The organism is Pseudomonas sp. SDO5532_S415 (assembly GCF_054071155.1).
Genome location: NZ_JBSVWS010000093.1, coordinates 1 through 23,907 on the forward strand (window position 1 = coordinate 1; position 23,907 = coordinate 23,907).

General features: G+C 59.8%; 18 protein-coding genes. 9 read left to right on the forward strand and 9 right to left on the reverse strand.

What is annotated here, in order from left to right:
- Positions 1-160 precede the first annotated feature (160 nt).
- The 6 genes from ACW9HW_RS19130 to ACW9HW_RS19155 all read right to left on the reverse strand — a co-directional run bounded on the left by ACW9HW_RS19130 (position 161) and on the right by ACW9HW_RS19155 (position 8,208).
- Positions 161-1,582 (reverse strand): efflux transporter outer membrane subunit, encoded by a 1,422-nt coding sequence (locus ACW9HW_RS19130; RefSeq protein WP_457401283.1) that lies wholly within the window; start codon positions 1,580-1,582, stop codon positions 161-163.
- Positions 1,582-4,770 (reverse strand): efflux RND transporter permease subunit, encoded by a 3,189-nt coding sequence (locus tag ACW9HW_RS19135; protein WP_095194220.1) that lies wholly within the window; start codon positions 4,768-4,770, stop codon positions 1,582-1,584. Before ACW9HW_RS19135 ends, ACW9HW_RS19130 begins: the two co-directional genes overlap by 1 nt.
- A gap of 15 nt (positions 4,771-4,785) precedes the next feature.
- Positions 4,786-6,039: a multidrug efflux RND transporter periplasmic adaptor subunit MexE gene (gene mexE, locus ACW9HW_RS19140; protein ID WP_457401284.1), complete on the reverse strand. Its 1,254-nt coding sequence runs from the start codon at positions 6,037-6,039 to the stop codon at positions 4,786-4,788.
- Positions 6,040-6,420: 381 nt separating this feature from the next.
- Complete coding sequence (locus tag ACW9HW_RS19145; RefSeq protein ID WP_457401285.1) at positions 6,421-7,032, reverse strand: Fic/DOC family protein; 612 nt, start codon at positions 7,030-7,032, stop codon at positions 6,421-6,423.
- A complete protein-coding gene (locus ACW9HW_RS19150) occupies positions 7,029-7,199 on the reverse strand; it encodes a YhfG family protein (protein ID WP_095194223.1) in 171 nt (56 codons plus the stop codon). Before ACW9HW_RS19150 ends, ACW9HW_RS19145 begins: the two co-directional genes overlap by 4 nt.
- A gap of 91 nt (positions 7,200-7,290) precedes the next feature.
- Positions 7,291-8,208 carry a LysR family transcriptional regulator gene (locus ACW9HW_RS19155; protein WP_095194224.1) on the reverse strand — a complete coding sequence of 306 codons (918 nt, stop codon included), beginning with the start codon at positions 8,206-8,208 and terminating at the stop codon, positions 7,291-7,293.
- 269 nt (positions 8,209-8,477) lie between these two features.
- Here ACW9HW_RS19155 and ACW9HW_RS19160 point away from each other — a divergent pair, with 269 nt between their 5' ends.
- The 4 genes from ACW9HW_RS19160 (at position 8,478) to pgm (ending at position 14,795) form a co-directional block, all read left to right on the forward strand.
- Positions 8,478-9,500 carry a zinc-dependent alcohol dehydrogenase family protein gene (locus ACW9HW_RS19160; RefSeq protein WP_095194225.1) on the forward strand — a complete coding sequence of 341 codons (1,023 nt, stop codon included), beginning with the start codon at positions 8,478-8,480 and terminating at the stop codon, positions 9,498-9,500.
- A 573-nt stretch (positions 9,501-10,073) separates the two neighbouring features.
- Positions 10,074-11,564: a hypothetical protein gene (locus ACW9HW_RS19165; protein WP_457401287.1), complete on the forward strand. Its 1,491-nt coding sequence runs from the start codon at positions 10,074-10,076 to the stop codon at positions 11,562-11,564.
- A gap of 58 nt (positions 11,565-11,622) precedes the next feature.
- Complete coding sequence (locus ACW9HW_RS19170) at positions 11,623-13,023, forward strand: aminotransferase-like domain-containing protein (protein ID WP_457401289.1); 1,401 nt, start codon at positions 11,623-11,625, stop codon at positions 13,021-13,023.
- A gap of 125 nt (positions 13,024-13,148) precedes the next feature.
- Positions 13,149-14,795: a phosphoglucomutase (alpha-D-glucose-1,6-bisphosphate-dependent) gene (gene pgm, locus ACW9HW_RS19175; RefSeq protein ID WP_095194227.1), complete on the forward strand. Its 1,647-nt coding sequence runs from the start codon at positions 13,149-13,151 to the stop codon at positions 14,793-14,795.
- A 208-nt stretch (positions 14,796-15,003) separates the two neighbouring features.
- On the opposite strand, the gene ACW9HW_RS19180 is transcribed toward pgm, so the two are convergent.
- Complete coding sequence (locus tag ACW9HW_RS19180; RefSeq protein WP_095194228.1) at positions 15,004-15,699, reverse strand: pirin family protein; 696 nt, start codon at positions 15,697-15,699, stop codon at positions 15,004-15,006.
- A 279-nt stretch (positions 15,700-15,978) separates the two neighbouring features.
- Here ACW9HW_RS19180 and ACW9HW_RS19185 point away from each other — a divergent pair, with 279 nt between their 5' ends.
- Positions 15,979-18,453 (forward strand): UvrD-helicase domain-containing protein, encoded by a 2,475-nt coding sequence (locus ACW9HW_RS19185; protein WP_457401291.1) that lies wholly within the window; start codon positions 15,979-15,981, stop codon positions 18,451-18,453.
- Between the two features lie 223 nt (positions 18,454-18,676).
- Here the strand turns inward: ACW9HW_RS19185 and ACW9HW_RS19190 are convergent, their stop codons facing one another.
- Complete coding sequence (locus tag ACW9HW_RS19190) at positions 18,677-18,949, reverse strand: DUF1652 domain-containing protein (RefSeq protein WP_095194230.1); 273 nt, start codon at positions 18,947-18,949, stop codon at positions 18,677-18,679.
- A gap of 252 nt (positions 18,950-19,201) precedes the next feature.
- Here ACW9HW_RS19190 and ACW9HW_RS19195 point away from each other — a divergent pair, with 252 nt between their 5' ends.
- From ACW9HW_RS19195 to ACW9HW_RS19210, 4 genes are read left to right on the forward strand one after another with little or no spacing between them, the layout of a single operon-like run.
- Positions 19,202-20,017, forward strand: coding sequence for a helix-turn-helix domain-containing protein (locus tag ACW9HW_RS19195; protein WP_457401292.1), 816 nt, complete (start codon positions 19,202-19,204; stop codon positions 20,015-20,017).
- 50 nt (positions 20,018-20,067) lie between these two features.
- Positions 20,068-21,474 (forward strand): NAD(P)/FAD-dependent oxidoreductase, encoded by a 1,407-nt coding sequence (locus ACW9HW_RS19200; RefSeq protein WP_457401293.1) that lies wholly within the window; start codon positions 20,068-20,070, stop codon positions 21,472-21,474.
- Positions 21,475-21,517: 43 nt separating this feature from the next.
- Positions 21,518-21,859 carry a cupin domain-containing protein gene (locus tag ACW9HW_RS19205; protein WP_457401295.1) on the forward strand — a complete coding sequence of 114 codons (342 nt, stop codon included), beginning with the start codon at positions 21,518-21,520 and terminating at the stop codon, positions 21,857-21,859.
- A 47-nt stretch (positions 21,860-21,906) separates the two neighbouring features.
- On the forward strand, positions 21,907-22,992 hold the full coding sequence (locus ACW9HW_RS19210; protein ID WP_095194234.1) for a polyamine ABC transporter substrate-binding protein: 1,086 nt from the start codon (positions 21,907-21,909) through the stop codon (positions 22,990-22,992).
- Positions 22,993-23,035: 43 nt separating this feature from the next.
- Here the strand turns inward: ACW9HW_RS19210 and ACW9HW_RS19215 are convergent, their stop codons facing one another.
- Positions 23,036-23,692, reverse strand: coding sequence for an MliC family protein (locus tag ACW9HW_RS19215; RefSeq protein WP_457401297.1), 657 nt, complete (start codon positions 23,690-23,692; stop codon positions 23,036-23,038).
- Between the last annotated feature and the right edge of the window lie 215 nt (positions 23,693-23,907).

Genomic DNA, 23,907 nt, shown 5'->3' on the forward strand with positions numbered 1-23,907 from the left:
GGGTCAAGCGCCAGCGATGCAGGATGTGCCGGCGTCTTCGCGAGCGGGCTCGCTCTCACAGGGATTTACATTGCTTTCAAAAAAAAGCCCCGCGACCGAATGGGGCGCGGGGCAAAGAATTGGTTGGTTGCGGCCAACCAAAGGAGCTCTGTAAAAACGATTACTTGCTGGCGACTGTCTCCGGCTGCCAGCCGCCACCGAGGGCCTTGTAGATCGCGACGATGCCGCGATACAGATCGACTTCGGCCTGGGCCTGGGTGTCTTCCGCCGCCAGGCGTTCACGCTGGGCATCGAGCAGCACGAGGAAGTCGGCGGAGCCTTCGCGGTAGCGGACTTCGGCGAGGTCGGCAGCGGAACGGCTCGATTCACTCTGACGTATCAGCGAGATCAGGCGCTGTTGGCGTTTGCCGTAGTCGCTGAAGGCGTTTTCCGATTCTTCCAGGGCCAGCAACACCTGCTGCTCGTAACTCGCCAGCGCGCCTTCGGCATCGGCATCGGCACCACGCAGGCGGGCACGCACACTGCCCAGGTCGAATGCCGCCCAAGTGATGCTCGGACCGAGCGCCCAGGCGTTGGCCGCCGAGGAGCCGATCTGCGAACCACGCCCGGCGGTGAACCCGAGGAAGCCGCTGAGGCTGACACGCGGGAACAGATCAGCCTTGGCCACGCCGATACGCGCCGTGGCCGAGGCCAGTTGGCGTTCGGCGCTGAGAATGTCCGGACGGCGTTGCAGCAGCTCGCCCGGATCACCGATCGGCAGGGCCTTGGCAATCGCCGGCAAGTCTTTCGGGCTCAGGTCCACGGTCAACTTGTCCGGGCGCTGACCCAGCAGCGTGGCGATACGGTTTTTCTGCCGCACCTGCTCGGCCTGCAATTGCGGCACGCTGGCTTCGACCGAAGCCAGGCGGGCATCGGCACGCTCGACATCGAGCTGATCGCCAACGCCGGCATCGCGCAGGCTGACTGTGATCTTGCGCGACTCCTGCTGGTTATTCAGGTTGGCCAGGGCGATCTTTTCCCGCAGCTGTGCGCCGCGCAACTGACCGTAGGCATCCACCAATTCGGCAATCATGGTCACTTGCAGTTGGTACAGATCGGCCTCAAACGCCTGCTGTTCGGCGTTGGCCGATTCCAGGTTGCGCTGGATGCGGCCAAACAGGTCGATCTCCCACGCCATGTCCAGGCCCAGGTCGTAGCGCTCGCTATTGACGCGCTGGGTGGTCTGGCCAGGAATCTGCCCCTTGCCCAAATCACTGCTGGCACGGCTGGTGATGGTCGGCATGGCGTCATTGCTGACGTCATCGCGAATCGCCCGGGCCGCTTTCCAGCGGGCAAAGGCGACGCGCAGATCACGGTTGCCCTTGAGGGATTCGGTCACCAACTGATTGAGGGTCGGGTCTTCGAACTGTTGCCACCAGATGCCTTCGAAGCGCGAACGGTCGAAGTTCTTCTGGCCGGCCGCGCCATCGGTGGCCGTGGTGATGTTGGCAGGTTCAGTGGCTGGGGTCTTGTAGTCCGGGCCGACGGCACAGGCGCTCAGCGCCAGTACCAGCAGGCTCGGCAGAAAGGCTTTCAGACTCATCAGTGCGACTCCGGCTGCGGTTGCAGTTTCAGCGCCTTGGCGGCTTTACGCGCTTCACCGCGCTCGACAAAGTTACGAATCAGTACGTAGAACACCGGCGTCAGCAGCAGGCCGAAGAAGGTCACCCCGAGCATGCCGGAGAACACCGCCACACCCATGGCATGACGCATTTCGGCACCGGCACCGCTGGAGAACACCAAGGGCACCACACCCATGATGAACGCGAAGGAGGTCATCAGGATCGGCCGCAGACGCAGGCGGCAAGCTTCCAGCACCGCCGCCAGCGGGTTCAGCCCTTCTTGCTGTTTATCCTTGGCGAACTCGACGATCAGAATCGCGTTCTTACAGGCAAGCCCCACCAGTACGATCAAGCCGATCTGGGTAAAGATGTTGTTGTCGCCTCCAGACGCAATCACACCGGTGATGGCCGACAACAGGGTCATAGGCACAATCAGGATCACCGCCAGTGGCAGGCTCCAGCTTTCGTACTGCGCCGCGAGCACCAGGAACGCCAGCAATACGCAGAGCGGGAACACGAACAGCGCCGTGTTGCCGGACAGAATCTGCTGGTACGTCAGGTCGGTCCACTCGTAGGTCATGCCGTTGGGCAGTTCTTCCTTGAGCAGTTTCTCGATGGCTTTTTCGGCCTGGCCGGAGCTGTAGCCGGGGGCTGCCGCACCGTTGATTTCAGCGGTGATGAAGCCGTTGTAGTGCATCACGCGGTCCGGGCCCGAGGTGTCGCTGACCTTGATGAAGGTCGCCAACGGGATCATCTCGCCCTTGTTGTTACGCACTTTGAGCTGGCCGATCTGGTCGGATTCGAGGCGGAACTGCTGTTCGGCCTGAACGTTGACCTGATAGGTGCGACCGAAGCGGTTGAAGTCGTTGGCATACAGCGAACCCAGGTAGATCTGCAGGGTGTCGAAGATGTCGCTGACGGCCACGCCGTGGGTCTTGGCTTTCTCGCGGTCGATGGCGGCATCGACCTGCGGCACGTTTACCGTGTAGCTGGTGAACAGGTTGGCCAGTTCCGGCACGTTATGGCTCTTGGCAATGACGTTCATGGTCTGCTTGTACAGCTCGTCGTAGCCCAGGTTGCCCCGGTCTTCGATTTGCAGGCGGAAACCACCGATGGTGCCCAGACCCTGTACCGGCGGCGGCGGGAAGATTGCCATGTAGGCTTCCTGGATCCCGGCGTACTGACCGTTCAAGGCACCGGCGATGGCGCCGGCGGACATGCTCGGGTCCTTGCGCTCGTCGAACGGCTTGAGAGTCACAAACACGATGCCGGCGTTCGGGCTGTTGGTGAAACCGTTGATCGACAGGCCAGGGAAGGCCACCGCGCTTTCCACGCCTGGCTGTTTCAGGGCCAGGTCGGACATGCGCTTGATCACGTCTTCGGTGCGGTCCAGGCTCGCCGCATCCGGCAATTGCGCGAACGCCACCAGGTATTGCTTGTCCTGGCCGGGTACGAAACCGGTCGGGGTGCTGGAGAAACCAAAGAATGTCAGGACCATCAGGCCTGCGTACAACAGCAGGGCGATACCGCTGCTGCGGATTACGCGGGCAACCGTGCCGACATAACCATGGCTGGCTTTTTCAAAGAAGCGGTTGAACGGGCGGAACAACCAGCCACCGAAAATCTTGTCCAGTACCCTGGAGAAACGGTCTTTGGGCTTGTCATGACCCTTGAGCAATACCGCGGCCAGTGCAGGCGACAGGGTCAGCGAGTTGAAGGCCGAGATCACCGTCGAAATGGCGATGGTCAGGGCGAACTGCTTGTAGAACTGTCCAGTCAGGCCAGAGATGAATGCCGCCGGGACAAACACCGCGCAGAGCACCAGCGCCGTGGCGATGATGGGACCTGTCACTTCGCCCATGGCTTTTTTGGTGGCGTCCATGGGCTCGAGGCCCAGCTCGATGTTTCGCTCGACGTTCTCTACCACGACGATCGCATCGTCGACCACGATACCAATGGCCAGTACCAGCCCGAACAGCGACAGGGCATTGAGCGAAAATCCGAACAGGTGCATCACGGCGAACGTACCGATCAGCGACACCGGCACCGCCACCAACGGAATGATCGAGGCGCGCCAGGTTTGCAGGAACAGGATCACCACCAGCACCACGAGGATCAGCGCTTCGAAGAGGGTGTGAACCACCGCTTCGATGGAGCCGCGCACGAAGATCGTCGGGTCATAGACGATGCTGTAGTCCATGCCTTGGGGGAAGCTCTTCTTCAGCTCTTCCATCTTGCCGCGAACTTCGTTCGAGATTTCGATGGCGTTGGAACCCGGGCGCTGGAAAATCGGGATCGCCACGGCCGGCTGGTTGTTCAGCAATGAACGCAGGGCGTATTGGCTGGAGCCTAGCTCGACGCGGGCAATATCTTTCAGGCGAGTGATTTCACCGTTGTCGCCTGCACGAATGATAATGTTCTCGAACTCTTCCTCGGAAACCAGACGGCCTTGGGTGTTGATCGACAGTTGGAAACTCTGGGCATTCGGAGCCGGGGGCGCGCCCAGTTGGCCGGCGGCCACCTGACGGTTCTGCTCACGAATGGCACTGACCACATCGGTCGCGGTCAGGTTGCGCGAAGCGGTCTTGTTCGGATCGAGCCAGACCCGCAGCGAGTAATCGCCCATACCGAACAGTTGTACATCACCGACACCACCGAGCCGCGCCAGCTCATCCTTGATGTTCAGGATCGCGTAGTTGGACAGGTACAGCATGTCGTAGCGTTTGTCCGGCGAGGTCAAGTGCACGACCATGGTCAGGTCGGGGGAAGCCTTGTCCACGGTGATACCGATGCGCGTCACTTCCTCGGGAAGTTTGGGCTCGGTCCGGGTCACGCGGTTCTGCACCTGCACCTGTGCGTTGTCCAGGTCGGTGCCCAGCGCGAAGGTGATGGTCAGGGTGATCTTGCCGTCGGCGGTGGACTGCGAGGACATGTACAGCATGTTCTCGACGCCGGTGATGGCCTGCTCCAGGGGAGCGGCCACGGTTTCACCGATGACTTTGGGGTTGGCGCCCGGGAAGTTGGCGCGCACCACCACGGTCGGCGGCACCACTTCCGGGTATTCGCTGATCGGCAACTGGAACAGCGAGATAGAGCCGGCGATCAGGATCAGCAGCGATAGCACCGCTGCGAAGATCGGCCGTGTAATGAAGAATTGGGAAAAATTCATCGGAGTCGTTATCCCTTAACCGCGTGGGTTCGCAGCAGCCAGTTTCACAGCCGTACCCGGCGCGACCTTGGCAGGTGCGACTTGGGGCAGGTTGCTGGCTTCCAGCGCTTGTCGTTGTTGTGCCAGGGCCGCGAGGGTTTGCTCGCTGGCCATCGGGATCACTTCAGGGGTGACTGGCGAACCTGGACGTACCCGTTGCAGACCCTTGACGATGATGGTGTCGTCCTTGTTCAAACCGTTGCGCACGATACGCAGGCCTTCGATTTTCGGACCCAGCTCGACTGCGCGGTAGGCGGTCTTGTTGTCGGCATCCATCACCAGCACGAATTTCTTGCCCAGGTCGGTACCGACCGCTTCATCGTTGATCAGCATGGCGTTGTAGGTGCCGCTGCCCACCAGTTTCAGGCGTGCATAAAGGCCCGGGGTGTAGCTGCCGTCGCTGTTGTCGAACACGGCGCGACCACGGATGGTGCCGGTCTTCGGGTTGACCTGGTTGTCGACGAAGTTCATCTGGCCCAGGTGCGGGTTGCCGTCTTCGTTGGACAGGCCCATGTACACCGGGGTGGTGGCGCCGCGTTTGCCCTGGCGGGCGAGCTGGGTGTACTTGAGGAACACACGCTCGTCGGCATCGAAGTAGGCGTAGACCTTGTCGGTGGAGACCACGCTGGTCAGCGGGGTTGTGTCGGCGGTTACCAGGTTGCCGGCGGTGATTTCCGCACGGCTGACGCGGCCGCTGATCGGTGCGGTGACGTGGGTAAAGCTCAGGTTCAACTTCGCCAGATCAAGCTGCGCTTGCAGGGCGCCGACAGCGGCGCGAGCCTCCTGGGCAGCGCTGGTGCGCGAATCGGCCAACTCGGCGGAGATCGCGTTGCTGGTGCGCAGGCGCTCACCGCGCTGGGCTTCGTTTTCGCTGCGGGTGGCATTGGCGCGGGCCTGGGCAACCAGGGCTTCAAGGCGGCGGACCTCGGCCTGGAACGGACGCGGGTCGATCTGGAACAGCAGGTCGCCTTTCTTGACCAATGCGCCTTCAGTGAAAGCCACTTCATCGATCTGCCCGGACACCCGTGGACGGATCTCTACGGTTTCCGGTGCTTCAAGGCGCCCGGTGAACTCGTCCCACTCGTTGACCGGTTGCTCCAGCACCTTGGCCACGCTGACTTTGGCAGCGGGCAGGGTGGCGGCCGTTTCCGGCGCCTTGCCGCATGCGCTGAGCACCACTACGGCCAACAGGGCCAACGGGAAGCGCAAATGTTTGAGTGACTGTTCCATGGATGCATCCGCCAATGTATTGAGATTGGCGAATGATGCTCGGCGGGTTGGTATCGCACGAATCGAATGGGGCGAAGGTAACTATCATTCGGAATGATATGAGAGCCGAGTTAGCTCTCTAGCCTGCGCCTTTGGCTGGAACTTGATCAATGGGGTTGATGGAAATTCAGTCTTTCCATGGTGGTAAAGGTCGGGCAGGGGACCGAGTCGCTCTTATCGCGGGCAAACCCGCTCCCACAGGGTTTGCGCATAACCTGTGGGAGCGGGCTTGCCCGCGAAGAGGCCATCAGATTCGATTATCATCTGAAGGCTATCCGGATCCCCTGTGTGCAGCACAGCGGGTAAGGGCACATTTGGGGGGCGCCTTTGTTTTGGCGTGTCTTAAAAGTCCACTTCCTCAATAGTCGATCCGATGCATCGGTCAAATATTGTGATTAGAGGCCGATCATCGCCGTAGAAGGAGGCAATACATGCGTCAATCCACTCTTGCCGTTCGGCGAGACCCCAATTTATAGAATAGCCCGCATTGAAGATGATGAATTCGAACACAATGCGCTGGGTTCGACCATTACCTTCCCTGAAGGGATGAGCAATGTTCAGCGTGCCGTAGGACTCAGCGATCGATGAGACCAGGAGGTCTCGGGAATACCCCTCGAACCATCCCGCTTTGGCCATTTTCGAAAACTCTTTTTTGACTTCCCCTTCGATAAACTCGGGAACACAGAACCTTGTGTCGCCCTTGCTGATCCCGAGAGTTCGGAGTTCACCAGCCCAGCTATAGATTTTTCCGAACAGGGTGCGATGCACCTGCTGCAAGGTCTTGAGGCTGTAAGGGGGTAGAACAAACTCCATCTGCGCTGAAGCAATTTCGTTGAGGTAACGTTCGGCTTCGTCGAGATCGTTGGAGTCACGCAGGTTTAGTAGATTTATCAGTACGTCGGTGCCCGGATAGCAATCCGGGGCTTGATCAGTACCGTACTTGTCGTTACTCAAGCTTTGATGTGCCGTACAGCCTTCAGGGCGGCTTCGCGGGTAGGTAGCTTGATTTCGCCGTCACTCGGGGACGGCAGGAAGCCTTCCAGGCGCAGGCTGGCTGCGAAGTTGGCTTTACGGTGCTTGGCGAACCAGGCTTTCTTGGTCTGCAAACTCAGCTTTTCCATATTCGGCACCCTGATGTCAGTGTCTGGCTATTGTAGCCGATTGAGGCCCTCATTAGGGACTGTCGTCTCGGCTTCGGAAAATGCTTCCGGGTTACGCCAGGCTATCCGGATCCCCGAAGAACATCTGAATCCGCGAACGCAACCACCGCTCCCCCGGATCATTATCCTGGGACCCACGCCAGGCCATGTGCAACTCAAAGCTTTGCACCGGCATCGGCGGATCCTCCGCCCGTACACCGCCCGCCGCTGTCAGCGCGTCGGCCGTGTAATCAGGCACGGTGGCAACGATATCGGTTCCGCTCAACAACGTGCTCAACCCGTTGAACTGCGGTACGGCCAGTACCACGTGACGTTTGCGCCCCAGTTTTTCCAGTTCTTCATCTATAAAGCCGCTCAGGTCCCCGGCGAATGACACCAGCGCATGGGGGCGCGCGCAGAAGTCGTCCAGGCTCAGCGGCCCGGGCACGGTGTCGGCGCGCAGCAGTTTGGGCGAGCTGCGGCGCAGTACTTTGCGCTTGGCGTTCGCCGGCAGGTCGGTGGTGTAGCTGACGCCGATCGAGATCTCCCCCGATGCGAGCAAGCCCGGCATCAGGATGTAGTTGACCCGTCGCACCACCAGCACGATTCCCGGGGATTCGGCGCGCAGGCGCTTGAGCAGCATCGGCAGCAGGGCGAATTCGACGTCGTCCGACAGCCCGATGCGAAACACTGCGGTGCTGGTGGCCGGGTCGAATTCCGCCGCACGGCTGACGGCGGTGGAGATCGAATCCAGCGCCGGAGAGAGCAGGGCGAAGATCTCCACGGCGCGCGCGGACGGCTCCATGCTGCGGCCGGTACGCACGAACAATGGATCATCGAACAGGCCACGCAGGCGCGAGAGCGCCGCACTGATGGCCGGCTGACCAAGGAACAATTTCTCCGCAGCGCGGGTCACACTGCGTTCGTGCATCAGGGTTTCGAATACGATCAACAGGTTCAGGTCGACACGACGCAGGTCATTACGATTCATCTGGAATCCTGGCAGAGTCAGCAAACTTGACGTGAGCGGCCATATGAGAACAATGGCCAGCAGGAATATTACGGGGAAAGGCTGGTACTCTGCACCGAGTAATTCAGTTTTCCTACAAATGCTGCTTCGGTTTCTGACGACATTTGACGATGTTGCCGCTGCTGCGGAATCAATGACAGGCATGTCGACTATTAATAGCCACTGATAGTGTTGGGTTGAAAGCCCAGCTAGAGTTCATGGCATTAGAGGTTTATTTGGCGAGGTTTGCGATGTCCCGCACGATCCGTTTTCACAAGTTTGGTCCAGCCGAGGTGCTCAAATGCGAAGAGCATGCGGCAGCTTTGCCTGCACCGGGTGAAGTGCAGGTGCGCGTCGAAGCCATTGGCATCAGCTGGTACGACATTCTCTGGCGCCAGAACCTGGCTTCCTCCCATGCTCGCCTGCCTTCTGGCCTGGGCCAGGAAATGGCCGGTGTCGTCACCGCCGTCGGGGAGGGTGTCGACGACCTCGCTGTCGGTGACAAGGTCGCCAGCTTCCCGGCCGAGAGTCCGAACGACTATCCGGTCTACGGCGAGCAGATCGTTCTGCCACGCTCGTCGCTGACTCGCTACCCGGACGTGCTTAGCTCGATCGAAGCCAGCGTGCATTACACGCCGCTGCTGATCGCCTATTTCGCCTACGTCGATCTGGCGCGGGTCAAACCCGGGCAATTTGCCCTGGTCACCGACGCCAGCCACTGCGCTGGTCCATCGTTCGTACAGCTGGGCAAAGCCTTGGGTGTACGGGTGATTGCCGCGACCAAGACGGCGGAGGAGCGTGAGTATCTGCTGTCGCTGGGGGCGGAGAAGGTCATCGTCACCGAAGAAGAAGATCTGCTGATGCGGATCAACAAGATCACCGACAATCGCGGCGTGGACGTGGTGTTCGATGGTCTGGGCGGACCGCAGATGTCGCTGCTCGGCGATGTGCTGGCACCGCGCGGCAGTCTGGTCCTGTACGGCCTGCAAGGCGGCAACCAGACACCATTCCCGGCCTGCGCGGCGTTCCAGAAGAACATTCAGTTCTTTGTGCACTGCATCGGCAACTTCACCGGCAAGCCGGAACTGGGCATCATCCAGGATCAGGTCGCGCTGCAACGTGCTTTGCGTGACATCAACCAGTTGACCGCCGACCGCGTTCTGCTGCCGCTCAAGACCCGGGTCTTCCCGTTTGCCGAGTTTGTCGAAGCGCATCGCTACATGGGCGAATGCCCTTGCCGTGAACGGGTCGCCCTGCAGGTCGAACCCGCCTGACCGAGCTTCAACTTCCCCTTAAAGAGTCCGTGCCCCCACGGACTTTTTTTTCATCACTTTCCTGCGCCCGACATCCCATTGACCTGTCGATGGGGCCGTTCAGCAACTGAACTGGTTTTTGCGCTCGATCTGTAGCTTCTATTCAGCAACTAAGGCCTGATAATTGGATGATTACTTTCATCTCAAGGAACGAGTCATGGACGGGTATCGGACCGATACTTTTCAATGCGCTGTACGGCTGTCTACTCAAAATAAAGCGCACTTTTATGTAGTTGCAGAACAGTTGTTGGCAACTTCTTTCTCTATTTTCTGTATTAAACATCTGTGGGACGCTGTAGGGCGTTTCCTAGGATGTTGCCTATCGAAGCAACAAACCCTTAAGCCCGGGCTTTTGAGCCATCCACGGGTGTTCAAAGGTGTCTGCACCCTTTCAGAACATGAAATGCCGAGCTGAAAATTTCAGTGTTAGCATTCGGCAATAAATCCACTCATCCAATCATTTCAGGCCATTCCCTGCGCTGTGCGTGCAGTTGTTTGTGCAGTATCGAACTTACGAGCATCAGGTAAATAAAGATGACCAACATTCATGATCAAGCGATGAACTATGTCTATCAACAAGTACTGCAACGATTGCTGGGTTTCTTGTCCCGCGCCGAACGCACTGCACTGCAGTTGTTGATTCAACGCTTGGGGGTGGCCGCCGGGGGCATGGAGCAGATAGGCGACTTCAAAGTGCTGGCGATCCAGTCAGGTTCCCGTGACAGTTGCTACACCCTGGCGTTGCTGCGTGCCGCGCAACTGACCATCGCCAGCCGGGCGCCGGCGACGTTTCAGTTACGGGTGGCGACGTTACGCTTGAACGGCAGTAACCCGACGGCGCTGGAAAACATCCATCGCACCTGCAACGCGTTATTCATCTATGACGATCCACGGGTTGAAGTGCTCATGGCCGATAACCGGGAAGTATTGCCATTTGACCATGCGGCGCCGATTTCTCCGGCCGGGCGTGAATCCAATCGGACCAATCTGTTGATGCTGGGGCATCGCCGGGCGTTGGACGGACCGCTTGATCTGTGGGATGACGGTTATCTGGCCACCGGGGAGTTTCATGGGCAAATCGCCCGCTGGAACCATGGCGTCGATGCCTTGGTGAGCAGCGATACACCTCGTCGGCAAAAGCAATTCATGGAGGGTTTGAAGCGCGCAGCCGTCAAGGCTGGACTCGAGGTTTCGGAGCATCATGAGCCGGGTTATGCCGGTTTGTTCGCGCTGCTCGATGAACTGGGCAGCGCTGACTACCAGCGGTTTTACACCGAGGACGACCAGCAATCCTGGCGTCCGGCCGAACAGTTCGAAACCTGCCGCCGCACAACGTTTATCGATATCCACGACATGCTGGTAAGCAATCTGGAGGAGCGTTGGCCGTTGCTTACCGAATTTCTCGGATTCCAGGCAGACGAACTGGCGGCGCAGCTCAGCGACAACGAATACGTCAGCCTTCCGGTCTCGGCACACCTGCGCGGGCTGCAAGCCTGCTTCGTACACGGTCGCAGCTACGAGGGGGGTGTCGCCGAATATCTGCAACGAGCCTTGGTGATGATGCGCCGCAAGCACCTGCCGGAGCGCTTGTGCGAATTGGCGGAGCAGGTATTCGGCAATCCGGCGACGCTGGCGGATCTGCGCGCTCGGGCCGCGACCGAGGCGCAACGCAGTCTGGGTCTTAGCGAGGCGCAAATGGTATGTCTGTTGTTTGCCCCTTTTGGTGACAATGCCGCAACACTCGAGCGTTTTCTGCGCCAATGCCACCCCGGCATGCTGGTGGCCATGCCGGAATTGCACCGGGCCATGCAGGGGCAGCCGGTCGCGGATCAGGTCATGCAATGGATGGTCGATGTCAGCGGTTTGCCGGTCAGTCTCATCGGCAAGCTCTATCGCATGGGACCGCTGCCTGCAAATGAGAACAGGGCCGCTGAATCGGCGACCGATGATCCGGACGTTGAGGGCGAAGCCGACGAGGGCAAGGTAAACACCTCGATGACGGATGAAGGGTTGGCAGGTCGTTGAAAGTGCATGGATTGACAGCCCCGCGTGACCTGGCTTGTCACGCCCACGGTCCCTTGCCATGAAAGGCCCCCGTGAAACCGACTTCGCCTACCAGGCGGTATACCGTTACCTGATCAGCCTGATCGGCGAAACCGCCAGCGATGAACACCTGCGCTTGCCGTCCTTGCGCCAACTGGCCGAGCGCCTGAACGTGTCGATCTCGACCATCCAGTACGCGTACTCTCTACTGGAGAAAGAAGGACGGGTGTATTCGGTGGCCAAGTCTGGCTACTACGCGCTGCCGACGCCGTCCATCGGCAGGCTCTACAGTGGTAACGACTTGCTCGAAAGCGTCTATATCAACGCTCGTCGCCCTGGAATGCTGGTACTGAGTAGTGATGAGCCGGCATTGTTGCAGCCGATCGACAGCCCATTGCTGCTACTGGAAAGAGAGCTGTTGCGCCAATACCCGCGCCAGCCGCAACCGAATTCGCAGCCCTGCGGTGAGCTCGAGCTACGCATGGCGCTGGCCGCACGCTACACCACCTCACCTGTCCGCTGCTGGCATGCCGATGACGTCTACATCGGTGCGGATCTTCGCGGTGTGCTGGAAATTCTGATGGCCGTGCTGTGCCTCAAGGATGCTGCTGTGGTGGTGGAGTCGCCTTGTGATTGGGCGATATTGCGCTTGTTCCAGGCCGCGGGTGTGCGGGTGATCGAATGGCCCTTGCTGGCCAATGGAAGCCTGCACCACGAACGCCTCAAGGAGTTGCTGGAAAACGAACCGGTGCGTCTGGTGATGGTTTCATCCGGGTTGAACATGCCCCGTGGCAGCCGTGCGCCGGACGACAACCGACAAGCCGTCGCGCAATTGCTGGAGGGGCATGACTGTTGGGTGCTGGAGAACGATTGCTACGGTGAGCTTGATTTCGAGCCCGACGGACTGCGGTTTCGCGATCTGCTGGCCCCGGAACGGCTGATGGTGTTTTCCACATTTGAGAAAATCATCGGGCCGGAAGCCCCCTACGGCTATCTGCTCTCGCGCCATTTGGGCGCCGCGTTGCAACGGCAGTTTCTGCTGCGCGCCTTCCGCCTGTCACCGATTCGCCAGAAAGCCATTGCCCGCCTGTACAGCAACGGGCGCATCGATCAGCACTTGCAGTTGTTGCGACGCCGGCTCAAGGACAGCAAGGTGCAGATGATCCAGCTGCTGTGCGAGCGACTGGGTGATGCCCTGCAATTCGTCGAGCCTGAAGGTGGCGCAACCGTCTGGGTGCGTTCGATGCGCCGGGTCGATGTACGCCAGGTGTTCCAGCGCCTGCTCAAGCATCAGGTGGTGATTGCGCCGGGAGAACTGTTCAGTCTCCAGGGCCTGCATACGCAGCACCTGCGCTTGAGTCACAGCGTCGGCAGCGATCATGACCTGGCCACCGCACTGAGCTTGTTGGGGGATGCGTTGCGCCGCGAGTCGATCGACTGAGCAGGGTAGTTCGGGATTTATAACATGGCGGGTGGGCAGGGCCGGGATCGATAACGTCGCGCCGCGGTCAAACTGCCAGTAAACTGCGTTCCAATTCCTGAACCACTCTATTCCAGAGGTTTTGCATGACACTCAGTCATTTTGCGGGTAAACCGGCACCGGCAGAATTGTTGGTCGACATCCCGCGACTGGTAACGGCGTATTACACCGGCCAGCCTGATGCCGCCATCTCGACCCAGCGCGTGGCGTTCGGCACGTCCGGGCACCGAGGCAGCTCCTTCGACCTGAGTTTCAACGAATGGCACGTGCTGGCGATCAGTCAGGCGATCTGCCTGTATCGCGAAGCCCAGGGCATTGACGGTCCGCTGTTCGTCGGCATCGACACCCATGCGCTGTCCACGCCGGCCGGCGCCAGCGCCCTGGAAGTGCTGGCCGCCAATGGCGTGACGGTGATGATCGCCGAAGGCGACGAATACACGCCGACGCCGGCCATTTCCCACGCGATTCTTTGCTATAACCGCGGACGCACCTCGGGCCTGGCCGACGGCATCGTCATTACGCCGTCCCACAACCCGCCGCAAAGTGGTGGCTACAAGTACAACCCTACCAACGGTGGCCCGGCCGATACCCACATCACCAAGTGGATCGAAGCCAAGGCCAACGAACTGCTGGCCAACAAGCTTGCGGGCGTCAAACGCATCAGCTATGAGCAGGCGCTGAAGGCCAGAACCACCCATCGTCACGACTACGTGAACACCTACGTCGCCGACCTGATCAACGTGATCGATTTCGATGCGATCCGCGATGCCAAGCTGCGTCTGGGTGTCGATCCGCTGGGTGGAGCAGGGGTGCGCTACTGGTCGGCGATTGCCGAGCATTACCGCCTGGATCTGGACGTGGTGAACAAGCAGGTTGATTCGACCTTCCGCTTCATGACCGTCGACTGGGATGGCCAGATTCGCATGGACCCGTCGTCCACTCACGCCATGCAAGGCCTGATCGGCCTCAAAGAGCGCTTCGACGTGGCGTTTGCCTGCGACCCGGATCACGACCGTCACGGTATTGTCACCCCATCCGGCGGCTTGCTGGCGCCGAACAACTACCTCGCAGTCTCTATCGATTACCTGTTCCAGAACCGTCCGCACTGGCGCGCCGATGCGGCCGTGGGCAAAACCGTGGTCAGCAGCGGCCTGATCGATCGCGTGGCCAAGCGCCTGGGTCGTCGCCTGTACGAAGTACCGGTTGGCTTCAAGTGGTTTGCCGATGGCCTGTTCGACGGCTCCCTGGGCTTTGGTGGCGAAGAAAGCGCCGGTGCATCGTTCCTGCGCAAGGACGGTGGTGTCTGGAGTACCGACAAGGACGGCCTGATCCCGGCGCTGCTGGCAGCCGAAATGACCGCCCGCACCGGTCGTGACCCTAGCCAGGCCTATCGTGCCTTGACCGATGAGCTGGGCGAACCGTTCTCGGTGCGCGTCGACGCCAAGGCCAATCCAGAGCAGAAAGCCCTGCTGAGCAAGCTGTCGCCAGCGCAAGTCACCTCGACCGAACTGGCGGGTGAGGCGATCCAGAGCATCCTCAGCCACGCGCCGGGTAACGACCAGGCGATTGGCGGCCTGAAGGTCATGACCGAAAACGGCTGGTTCGCGGCGCGTCCGTCGGGTACCGAGGATATCTACAAGATCTATGCGGAAAGCTTTGTCAGTGATGCGCATCTCAAGCAGTTGGTGGCGGAAGCCCAAACCCTTGTGGATGGCGCGATTTCCGCGAAATAAGTGACGGCCCTGTGGCGAGGGGATTTATCCCCGTTCGGCTGCGTAGCAGTCGTAAATCTGCAGACGCGGTGTATCAGAAGAACTGCATTTGCCGGGTTTGGGGTCGCTTCGCAACCCAACGGGGATAAATCCCCTCGCCACAAAGGGCTTGACGAAAAAAAAGGGGTGACCAATTTGGTCGCCCCTTTTTTGGCCCGGCTTTACCGGATCAAGCCAGATCCACCAACACGATTTCACTGTCCTCGATCGCCGTTACTCGCAGCACCTGCTCCTGGGCTACCGCAACACCGTCTCGAGCTTGTGCACGCAAGCCATTGACTTCAATGATACCGGTCGCGGGTACCAGGTACGCACGACGGCCAGCGTCCAGATGATATTCGGCGGTTTCCCCAGCCTTCAGATTCGCCGCCACCAGCCGCGCGTCGGCGCGAATACGCAGGCTTTGATCGTCGCCCGACTTGCCGCTGGCCAGGGTCACAAAACCTTCGCGCTGGCCTTTGGGGAAGGGTTTGGCGCCCCAGGACGGTGCCAGGCCGGATTCGTTGGGAATGATCCAGATCTGGAAAATCTTGGTCGGCGTCGCTTCCAGGTTGTATTCGCTGTGGGCGATGCCGGTGCCGGCACTCATGACCTGAACGTCACCCGCTTCGGTGCGGCCCTTGTTGCCAAGGTTGTCCTGATGGCTGATGGCGCCTTCACGCACATAGGTAATGATTTCCATGTCCCGGTGAGGGTGTTGCGGGAAACCGGTACCAGGGGCGATCACGTCGTCGTTCCACACCCGCAGGTTGCCCCAGTTCATACGCTGGGGGTCGTAGTACTCGGCGAACGAAAAGTGGTGATGGGCATCCAACCAGCCGTGGTGTGCGCCACCGAGCGAGTTGAAAGGTCTGAGTTCAAGCATGATCGTCTCCTGGAAAGGTTCGTCATGGGGCAAGGCGCCTGGGCCATGAAGCGAGACCGGTGGTTGATGACGGGCATCATCCTTCAGCCAACAATCGATAAAAAGCGTAAAAAATGCCTCATAACTATCGGATTGTTTGATGTGAAGTCATCTCGAAACACTCTCATCCAGCTTTCACTTCAACGCATAAGCCAATGAGTCATAAGCATTTCACTAGAACTCAAAGGCAAATGCAGACACCATAGCCTTCAACAGCCTCACACCCTGGAGTCCGTCCGCGTGTCGCAACACACCCCCGATCTTCCGCCTGAACTTCGTCCACTGGCCGAGATGCCGCTGCTCAAGCGCCTGGCTGCCCGTTTTTTCGGCCACGGCCTGACGCGCCTGCGTGCACAACACCGCGCGTCCTGGTTGCATGGCCAGGCGGATGGTTTCCGCAGCGGGCACATTGCCGGGGTGGAGTACGGCTACAAGGAAGGCAAGCTCGAAGGGTTGGAAGAAGGCCGACAGGTGCTGCTGATTCGCGATTCGCGCTCTACCGAGCATCGGCCGCCGAACATTGATGATCACCTGTTCGACGACTGGCGCCTGCCGCTGACCGCCGAGCTGAAAAAGCGCATGAAGGCCGATGTCGCCCGACTGTTGCCGGCCCATGCGCAACCCAGCGCCGCCCAGTGGAAGATGATTTTCAGCGATACGCCCTCAACCTCGGTGATCGCCGGTGCCGGGGCCGGTAAATCGACAACGCTGGTCCTGCGCATTGTGCTGTTGGCGCATTATCTGGGATTCGAGCTCAGCTCCATGACCGTGGTGACCTTCACCCGCGAGTCACGCAAGGATTTCATCAGTAAGCTGATCGAGATCTTCGCGCTCTGGGGGCGGGCGCTCAGTTTCAAGGAAGCGCGGGATCTGGTGCGTACCTTTCACTCGCGGATTCTGCCGATGGTGCGCAGCCTGCCGGGGTTCGAGCGCCTGCAAGCTTTCGAAAACCTCAGCCTTCGCGCGCAAGGCGATGATGAACAGGTGGACAGCAACCCGTTCGACCTGCGCATCAACGACGCCCAGCGCCAGCAGCTCAATGCCTGTTACCACGCCCTGTACACCCGCGATGAACGCTTTCGCGAATTGATCCAGCCATTGTCGCGCCACGCCTTGCAGCTCAAGGAACTGGAGCGCGATCACCCGGATGTGCAGAAACGCATGGCCGTAACCGAACTGGCGGCCAAGCGCGATGAAGAGCTGTGCGACACGATCGAAGATTTGTGGTTTCGCGCCAAGGCCTGGCCGATCAGGGGCATTGAGCCGAATCGCCAGACCTTCGATATCAACGGCTCGACATTCCATAGTCACGGTTACATTCCGTCCCTGGACGCGTGGGTCGTGTTGGGGTTCGATCCACGGGAAAACCCGCAGGTCACCCGCCCGAACGCCAAGCTGACGGTACGCGCAGAATGGGCAGTAAAGCGCACCCTGTTTCAAGCTTTCTGTCGCAAACCATTGATATGGCTGGATAGTTACGAGTCATCGAAGCGTGTCCTGGCGTCACTGGCCGGCGATGCCAGTGCCGGGCCGGGCTTCGATTACAAGGTCAAGGGCGAACTTGCGTCTGCGCCGCTGCTGGATTGTTTTGTCGCCGCCGCCGGGTTTATCGAGAACCTCGGCCTGGATGTACCGAACGCCGTCAGCCAGATGAGCTTCGCCAAGGACGACCCGGACCGGTTTTTCTTCGAGGCCCTGAGCCTGTACTGGCGCGCTCTGGAAGACCATTTGCTGGATCAGAAGCCGCCGATCATGACCTACAACCGGATGTTTGCCCTGTTCAGCGAGCACTCCCCGGAAAATCTCAAGCTGCTCAGCGATGAGCTGCTGCGACCGTTGTCGCATCTGATGGTCGACGAATTCCAGGACGTCTCCCCGCAAATCGTCTCCTGGATTCGCGCCAGCCTGGCCGAGATCCGCAGTCGCGGGCCGGCCATGCACGTGGGACGCGGAGCCCGGCGTTCGTCATTGCTTTGCGTCGGCGACGACTGGCAATCGATTTACGGCTGGCGCGGCAGTTCGCCGAGTTTTTTCATGGAGTTCAACAAGGAATTCTCTTCGCCGAGCACCACCAAAGTCATGCTCAGCGACAACTACCGCAGCCACCAGCACATCATCGACGCCGCCGAGCACATCGTGCGCGCTGCGCCGGCGATTGCCGGCAAAAAGGCCAAGGCCAGTGGCGAACCCAGGGATTTGCTGCCGGTCAACGTGCTGGATCGTGACGACCAGGGCATGGCCAAACGCTTGATCGAGCATTATCGAAAGGGCGATTCAATCTTGATGCTTTATCGAAAAAGTAGCGATAAGTTGTTGATAGAAGAGCATATTCAGTCTGTAGTTAATGTGGATTCTAGCTTGCCCTACGAAGCGCGGCGCTTGAAGCAACTGACTTATCACAGTGCCAAGGGCCTCCAGGCTGATGCGGTATTCCTGCTCGGTGATTGTCAGCACCTGACCAGTTCGCCTTACAAGAATCAGGTGTACCGCATGGCGGGTCTGGGCAAGACCGGTGACAGCGAACCGTACGATAACGCGCAAAAGGACGAAATTCTGCGCCTGGCTTACGTCGGCATCACCCGGGCGGTGAGTCATTGCTACTGGTATGTCGACGGGCAGGATACCCAGGCTGCCAACACGCCCAAGGCGTCCGACCGGATCGGCAAGGGCAAGGCGTTCTTTGCTGATCATCGGCAGGCCAAGACTTCGGTTTGAAGTCAATATGGGCCGCCTGCTCGCGAAGGAGGCCTTACAGCCGACCTGATTTTGGCGGATGCACCCAATCCCTGTGGGAGCGAGCCTGCTCGCGAAGGCGGTCTGGCATTGACCATTGATGTTGACTGACACGGCCTCTTCGCGAGCAGGCTCGCTCCCACAGTGTTTTGCATCAGGCATGAAAAAGCCCACATTCAGTGGGCTTTTTGTTGGCTATCAGGCTTCATGCATAACTTCTGAGCGCCATCGGTGGAATGAACGCTTCAAGTTCATCCTCTACCGCTTCGATTATTCGCTCGACATCGGCGGCATTCATGACCGTCGCACAAGGAATGCCGGCAATGGCGATCATGGTCTCGCCACTGGCCCGATCAAACAGACGGGCTATCATGCTGCCCGGGGCATCCATGCTTGCCTCGAAACCCATGGGATGAAAATGCCAGCGCATCAGCTGGCAGGCATTTGGAAAAGTGACCTTGCTGAACCCTTTATTCATGTGTTGCCCGCCTTCTTCATCGAGCGCTTCCTTTAGCTCATGTTAGGAGGGAAGAGCCTTCATTGGCTCAACCAGTGACAGACTTTAAAAGTAGCATCCGGATGTGAAAAAAATGTGTTTTTTTCAGTCCGTTTGGCGATTGCTGCATTTTTTTTGATTCAGGTCACTGTTCGAGCGCGGTTCCCCTGGCCGGACAGCCATTGAAGCGGGCAGGAAACTTCGGCAAGCTCGGTTTTTTTCGTCGAGACCTTTATGCACGCCGAGGATGATGGTCCGCTGCAAACCCAGGCCACGGGCGAGACGGTCATGCGCTATCACTTGCGCTGGAAACACCGGGATCTGGACGGGGTCATGGCGTTGTATCACCCTGAGATTCAGTACAGCGACTTTTTCCAGAACCGCGTCATGGGCCTGGACGAGCTGCGCGAGTACGTACGCAGCAGCATGCCCCGCGATCCGGATGAAGCGCTGGAGCACTCGGACCGCATTCGCCTGGATGGCAACACGGCATTCATTCAGTACCGCATCACCCTGCGCGGTGGCGAAGGCCTGGTATCGTTTCGCGCCAGCGAGGCCATCACCGTGCGCGATGGACTGATCTGGCGCGTCAACGAGTATGCCTCGCTGGTTCACGAGCCAACCACCAGCAAAACCGACGGCAAGCAACGCCCGGCGGTCAGTCGCCTCGGCTTGTCGCCACGCCAATTGAGTTTCATGGCTGACGACCTGCAACAGTACTTCCAGCGCCAGCAACCTTATCTCGACCCTGAGCTCGATCTGCAACGGGTGGCGAAGGAGTGCGGGTACAGTCGCAACCAGATTTCCTATCTGCTCAACCAGGTGCTCGGCCAGAGCTTCTATCGCTACGTCAACCAGGCCCGCCTGCAGCACCTGCTGGCGGCGCTGGAAAGCGCGGCGTCGCCGTTGCGCATCGACGAATTGGCATTCGCCGCCGGCTTCAATTCACTGTCGGCGTTCTACAGCTGTTTTCGCCAGCACACCGGTCAGTCGCCCAAGGCCTACGCCAAGCAAATTTCTTTGCGTGCACGCGCGCAAGACAGTCACTGAACCCGCGCACTAGGATCAACGCCATCGAAGTTTGAGTGGCGGAGTCTTGCATGCCGGCATGGCGCAGTATCAGTTTGTGGATGGACCAACTCGACGAGCCGCTGCTGGCGCGTGCGGCGCTGGAGCAGGACCTGGACATCGACGTGGCGATCATCGGTGCCGGGTACACCGGGCTGTGGACCGCGTACTACCTCAAGCGTCAGGCACCGGACCTGAGCATTGCCATCATCGAGGCGCAAACCGCCGGTTTTGGCGCCTCGGGCCGTAATGGCGGCTGGCTGATGGGCAATCTGCTGGGCGAAGACCGGCTGCTGGCAGGCCTTTCACCGGAACGGCGCCGGGCGTCCTACGACTTGCTGCACAACATCCCCGAAGAAGTACGGATTGTCCTGGAACGTGAAGGTATCGACTGTGATTTGCGCCAGGGCGGAGCGCTGTATTGTGCCGCCCGCTACCCGGAGCAGGAAGCCAGTCTGCGCCAGTACCTGGACAAACTCTATCGCCAGGGCCTCAACGAAAACGATTACCGCTGGCTCAGCCCGGAACAGCTGGCGCAACAGATCCGCATCGCCAAACCCTACGGCGGCATCCATGCGCCCCACGTCGCGACCCTGCACCCGGCGAAGCTGGCGCGCGGCCTGGCACGCACGGTCGAGCGCATGGGGGTCAGGATCTACGAAAACAGCCCGGTCACACAGTGGCAGTCCGGCAGCCTGCGCACGGCGCAAGCCTCGGTGCGCAGCCGCTGGGTGGTGCCGGCGGTGGAAGGCTATGCCGTCACGCTGCCGCCGTTGGGGCGCTATCAGTTGCCGGTACAAAGCCTGATCGTCGCCACCGAACCGCTGCCTGCCGCTACGTGGGACGAGATCGGTCTCAGTCACGGTCAGGCCTTCGGTGAAAGCAGCCGTCAGGTCACCTACGGCCAGCGCACGGCCGACAATCGGTTGATCTTTGGTGCTCGGGGCGGGTACCAATTTGCCGGCCGGCTACGCCATGACTTCGACCTGACCCGCAGCGAGATCGAACTGCGACGCTATCTGTTCGGCGAACTGTTTCCGCAACTCAAGAACGTGCGGATCACCCATGGCTGGGGCGGCAATCTGGGCATGTCCCGGCGTTTCAAACCGCACATGCTGTGTGATCGCGCCAGCGGCATAGCGTTGTCCGGCGGTTACGGCGGGGAAGGCGTCGGTGCGAGCAACCTGGGTGGGCGAACCCTGGCAGACCTGATTCTGGAGCGCGACACCGAGCTGGTTCGCCAGCCGTGGGTCATTCCCCAGGGCGGGCTCGACGCGCTGAAGGCCTGGGAGCCCGAACCGTGCCGCTGGCTCGGTTACAACGCGATCATCCGCAGTTTCGTTCACGAAGACCAGACCTTGGCCAACCCGGCCTCCGCACCCTGGCGGCGCAGGCTCGCCAGCGGGGTCGCGGGGTTCATGGAAAGTTTCATGCAGTAAACCGCGCGCACTTCATCCCTAGGCTTCATCGACAGGTACTCCCATGGGCATCACGCAATTCAAGAACACCGCAACCCTGAAGCTGGAAGAGTCGAACCCGGTCGCCGTGCCATTGGGTGCACCCGTGGCGGTGGCGTCGACCACCAGCGTGGAGCGCGACGACGGCGTCGAAACCGGCGTCTGGGAATGCACGCCCGGTCGTTGGCGGCGGCAGATCGTCGCCCAGGAGTTCTGTCACTTCATCCAGGGCCGCTGCACCTTCACCCCGGACGACGGTGAAACCCTGCACATAGAAGCCGGTGACGCACTGATGTTGCCGGCCAACACCCTCGGTATCTGGGATATCCAGGAGACCGTGCGCAAGAGCTACGTTTTGATTTTTTGAATCCTTGATTGCCTGCCAACAAAAAAAACCTGCACAGGAATCGCCCCATGCTCCGAAAGACACTGACCCTGGCACCACTGATGCTCGCCGCTGCAATCAGTCAGGCAGCGGAAACCGTCAAGATCTACAACTGGTCCGACTACATCGCGCCGGACACCACGAAGAACTTCCAGAAAGAAACCGGCATCGCCTTCACCTACGACGTCTACGACAGTAACGAAACCCTCGACGGCAAGTTGATGACCGGCAAATCCGGTTACGACGTGGTGTTCCCGTCCAACCACTTCATGGCGCGACAGATCGAAGGCGGAGCACTGAAGACACTCGACAAGCGCCAATTGCCCAACTGGAAGAACCTCAATCCGGTGCTGCTCAATGCCTTGCAGACCAACGATCCGGGCAACGAGCACGGCTTCCCGTACCTGTGGGGCAGTACCGGTATCGGCTACAACATCGCCAAGGTCAAAGCGGTGCTGGGGGATAACGCGCCCGTGGATTCCTGGGACCTGATCTTCAAGCCGGAAAACATGCAAAAACTGCAGAAATGCGGTGTGGCCATCCTCGATAACGGCCCGGAACTGCTGCCCGCCGCGCTGAACTACCTGGGCCTGCCGCACCACAGTAAAAATCCGGAAGACTACAAAAAGGCCGAAGCGCTGCTGATGAAAGTCCGGCCCTATGTCAGCTATTTCCACTCCTCCAAGTACACAAGCGACCTGGCCAACGGCGATATCTGTGTGGCGGTCGGATTCTCTGGCGACATCCTGCAAGCGGAGAATCGCGCCAAAGAAGCCAAAAATGGTATCGACATTGGTTATTCGATTCCCAAGGAAGGCGCCGCGATCTGGTTCGACATGGTCGCCATGCCCGCCGACGCCCCGGACGAAAAGGCTGGTTACGCCTTCATGAACTACCTGCTGCGCCCGGACGTAATGGCCGGCATCAGTAACTATGTGCACTACGCCAATGGCAACGAACAGGCAGACAGCCTGATCGATCCGGCCATCAAGAATGACACCAAGGTCTACCCGAGCCCGGAAATGATGGGGAAACTGTTCGCGCTCGAAGCGATGCCGTTGAACATCGACCGGATTCGTACCCGGGTGTGGAACAAGATCCGCACCGGCAGCTGACCGGTTGGGTCGCGCCATCGGGACAGGACGTCCCGTGGCGCGATCAGCCGACGGGCTCCGGCGTACAAGTCATTTGGCTGGAGCCCGGTATCTGCAACAAAGCCTCGTTGCCGGTTTGCCAGAAGCTGTAGTTGCCCCGGTAATCCTTGCCGTTGTATTGGGTGGCGTAATCATTCGGCACCTGGAGAAGGGTGGCCGAGACGTTTGCCCATTTCAGGTACACGACACGCGGCTGCACATTAAAGAACGTGGCGGCAACCAGCGCGTTGAGCCCCGCGCAACGAAAGGCGACCGGGCCGTCTGTGAGTCTGCTCGGGTCTTTGGTTCGCACGATGGCCGAACCCTGGCGAAGCTGGTGCGCCCGCTCGGCATAGCTTTGGATCAGGCATGCCTTGGCGTCTGCTCCGGCGCCACACTGGTTGCGGGCGTCGACCCAGAACCGTTGTTCGATCTCGACCTTGTCCGGACGTGGTACCGAATGATCGTCCGTGAGCGCCAGGCGATAAAGGCGTGTCAGCTCGATTTCCATCTGCTTGAGTTGCGGGTCGCGACAGATGAGCTTCTCGGCAGGTGCGCTGGTCCTGGCGCAGTCGAAGCTGGTTGTGATGACCGTATAAGTCCCGGCATTTGCACAAAGGCTCGTTGTCGCACACGCGCTGGCGGCGATGAGAGCGGCCAAAAAGGGCGTGACCATTTTCATGTCGGTTTCACCCGGATCATTTCGTGAGGCCCGTCTTTCGTTCACAGGGCTGTATCGCAGTTTAAGGCAGTGTGCGAAACCTGCCACACCGAAGAGGGGGCGCCGGATCGATAGCGCCGGTTGGCCAGGGCTGGACACCGTTTGCCTGAAGCTAATGCCGGGCCTGTTGTGGCCTCTTCGCGAGCAGGCTCGCTCCCACAAGGTTGGCGCATATC

Excerpts from the sequence above, each read along its gene's own strand:
- ACW9HW_RS19160 (WP_095194225.1), top strand. The coding sequence starts at position 8,478 with ATGTCCCGCACGATCCGTTTTCACAAGTTTGGTCCAGCCGAGGTGCTC.
- ACW9HW_RS19155 (WP_095194224.1), bottom strand. The coding sequence starts at position 8,208 with ATGAATCGTAATGACCTGCGTCGTGTCGACCTGAACCTGTTGATCGTA.
- ACW9HW_RS19130 (WP_457401283.1), bottom strand. The coding sequence starts at position 1,582 with ATGAGTCTGAAAGCCTTTCTGCCGAGCCTGCTGGTACTGGCGCTGAGC.
- ACW9HW_RS19200 (WP_457401293.1), top strand. The coding sequence starts at position 20,068 with ATGCCGGCATGGCGCAGTATCAGTTTGTGGATGGACCAACTCGACGAG.
- ACW9HW_RS19190 (WP_095194230.1), bottom strand. The coding sequence starts at position 18,949 with ATGAATAAAGGGTTCAGCAAGGTCACTTTTCCAAATGCCTGCCAGCTG.
- ACW9HW_RS19135 (WP_095194220.1), bottom strand. The coding sequence starts at position 4,770 with ATGAATTTTTCCCAATTCTTCATTACACGGCCGATCTTCGCAGCGGTG.
- pgm (WP_095194227.1), top strand. The coding sequence starts at position 13,149 with ATGACACTCAGTCATTTTGCGGGTAAACCGGCACCGGCAGAATTGTTG.
- ACW9HW_RS19180 (WP_095194228.1), bottom strand. The coding sequence starts at position 15,699 with ATGCTTGAACTCAGACCTTTCAACTCGCTCGGTGGCGCACACCACGGC.
- ACW9HW_RS19150 (WP_095194223.1), bottom strand. The coding sequence starts at position 7,199 with ATGGAAAAGCTGAGTTTGCAGACCAAGAAAGCCTGGTTCGCCAAGCAC.
- ACW9HW_RS19210 (WP_095194234.1), top strand. The coding sequence starts at position 21,907 with ATGCTCCGAAAGACACTGACCCTGGCACCACTGATGCTCGCCGCTGCA.
- mexE (WP_457401284.1), bottom strand. The coding sequence starts at position 6,039 with ATGGAACAGTCACTCAAACATTTGCGCTTCCCGTTGGCCCTGTTGGCC.
- ACW9HW_RS19205 (WP_457401295.1), top strand. The coding sequence starts at position 21,518 with ATGGGCATCACGCAATTCAAGAACACCGCAACCCTGAAGCTGGAAGAG.
- ACW9HW_RS19165 (WP_457401287.1), top strand. The coding sequence starts at position 10,074 with ATGACCAACATTCATGATCAAGCGATGAACTATGTCTATCAACAAGTA.
- ACW9HW_RS19195 (WP_457401292.1), top strand. The coding sequence starts at position 19,202 with ATGCACGCCGAGGATGATGGTCCGCTGCAAACCCAGGCCACGGGCGAG.
- ACW9HW_RS19170 (WP_457401289.1), top strand. The coding sequence starts at position 11,623 with ATGAAAGGCCCCCGTGAAACCGACTTCGCCTACCAGGCGGTATACCGT.
- ACW9HW_RS19215 (WP_457401297.1), bottom strand. The coding sequence starts at position 23,692 with ATGAAAATGGTCACGCCCTTTTTGGCCGCTCTCATCGCCGCCAGCGCG.